Here is a 1,831-nt window from a genome sequence, read left to right on the forward strand (position 1 = left end):
AGCCGGTGCCGAGGTACGAGGCGGTGCTGCGGGTGCGGAGGCGGTAACAAAGCCCCCTCCCCCGCCTGCGGGGGCGCAGGACGGGTGAGGGGGAGAACTGCCGCATATATCCGGTAGGGGCGCGATTCATCGCGCCCGTCCTCTGCGTTCCCCGATCTTCGCCCCGCGCACCGGCGCCGGTAGGGGCAGACCTGCGTGTCTGCCCACCCTTTGCCTTCCTCGAAATCACGCACCGCACCGCCACGGCCCGCGCCTTGAAGGGACGCATCACCGGTCCCTCACGCACGCAAACCGCAAACGCCGGGCGCCCCGATGACACTGCTCAAGCCGATCGATCCCTCGCAGCGCCCGCGTCTCTCGGACGACGACGCCGCGCCGCCGTCCGAAGTGCCCGGTGGAAAGCACGTAGAACGCGAGACGGAGGAGCTGCTGGAGCGGCTGGAGAAGCTCGCGGCGGCCCTCCAGGCGGAGGGGAAGCGGTCGCTGCTGGTGGTGCTGCAGGCGCGCGACGGGGGCGGCAAGGACGGAACCATCCGCAAGGTGTTCGGCGCGGTGAACCCGCAGGGGATGCACCTCGCCAGCTTCGCCGCGCCCGCCGGCGAGGAGCTTCGCCACGACTACCTGTGGCGCGTCCACCGCGCGACGCCGGAGTACGGGCAGGTGGGCGTCTTCAACCGCTCGCACTACGAGGACGTCCTGGTGGTGCGCGTCCGCAAGCTGGCGCCGCGCGAGCGATGGGAGAAGCGCTACGACCAGATCAACGACTTCGAGAGGATGCTGACGGAGAACGGCACCACCATCCTCAAGTTCTTTCTGCACATCTCCAGAGACGAGCAGAAGAGCCGCCTCCTGAAGCGCCTCAACCGTCCTGAGAAGCGCTGGAAGTTCGCCCCCAGCGACCTGGAGGACCGCAAGCTCTGGGACGAGTACACCGAAGCTTACCAGGACGCGCTCACCCGTTGCAGCACCCCATACGCCCCCTGGTACATCGTTCCGGCCGACGAGAAGCCGGTCCGCGACTACCTCGTCGCGCAGGTGGTGGTGGACGCGCTGGAGAAGATGGCCCCGCAGATCCCCGAAGCCGACCCGGCCGTGCTGGCGATGGCCGACCGCATCGTCTGACCACACCCCAAACGAACACCCCCTCCCCCGGGCAGTATCGGGGGAGGGGGATGCGTCGCGGAGCGACGCTGGGGGTGGGGCCCCTTACCGCACGTCGCGCAGAAGCCGCTCGAACACCTCGCGCTCCATGCGCGGCCCCAGGTCGCGAGTCAGCTCGTCGATCAGCGCCTGCCCGGCGCGGCCCGCGCGGCGCTCGTCGAAGAGGTCGCGCTCGCGGCTGGCGAGGGTTAGCTCGCGCGGGTTGCCGCGGTAGACCGCCTCGCGGAAGTCCGTGTCGGCGCTCGCCCACACGCGCTCCTCGGAAGATTCGCGGTAGTCGTGGACGCGCACGACGGTGTAGGTGACGCGTACCCGCATAGCGCGGCGGCCCTCGCGCACGGTGTAGGCGGTGTCTGCGCCGGCGGAGGTGCGGGCGGGGCGCCGCGTCTCGCGCAGGCCGCTCTCCGTGACGACGACGCTGTCGATGGCCGCCCTCACCACCAGCTCCGCGCCCACCGCGCGCCCCAGCTCCACCGCGTCGCGCAGGGTGGGGGCCTGGCGGGCGTAGCCGTGCCGCCGCGCGGCGCCGCGCACCGTGCGCGAGGGCCGCCGCGCCATGCGCGTGCGCGTCACCTACACCGTCGTGCGCGTCCAGGACTACCGCGAGTCCTCCGAGGAGCGCGTGTGGGCGAGCGCCGACACGGACTTTCGCGAGGCGGTCTACCGAGGC

At 71.3% G+C, this 1,831-nt stretch carries 2 protein-coding genes; one reads left to right on the forward strand and one right to left on the reverse strand.

Features of this window, described 5'->3' with window-relative positions:
- The first annotated feature begins 312 nt into the window (after positions 1-312).
- Positions 313-1,122: a PPK2 family polyphosphate kinase gene (locus tag VF647_25985; GenBank protein ID HEX8455557.1), complete on the forward strand. Its 810-nt coding sequence runs from the start codon at positions 313-315 to the stop codon at positions 1,120-1,122.
- A gap of 84 nt (positions 1,123-1,206) precedes the next feature.
- On the opposite strand, the gene VF647_25990 is transcribed toward VF647_25985, so the two are convergent.
- On the reverse strand, positions 1,207-1,734 hold the full coding sequence (locus tag VF647_25990) for a hypothetical protein (protein ID HEX8455558.1): 528 nt from the start codon (positions 1,732-1,734) through the stop codon (positions 1,207-1,209).
- Positions 1,735-1,831: the final 97 nt, after the last annotated feature.

Source organism: Longimicrobium sp. (assembly GCA_036387335.1).
GTDB lineage: Bacteria > Gemmatimonadota > Gemmatimonadetes > Longimicrobiales > Longimicrobiaceae > Longimicrobium.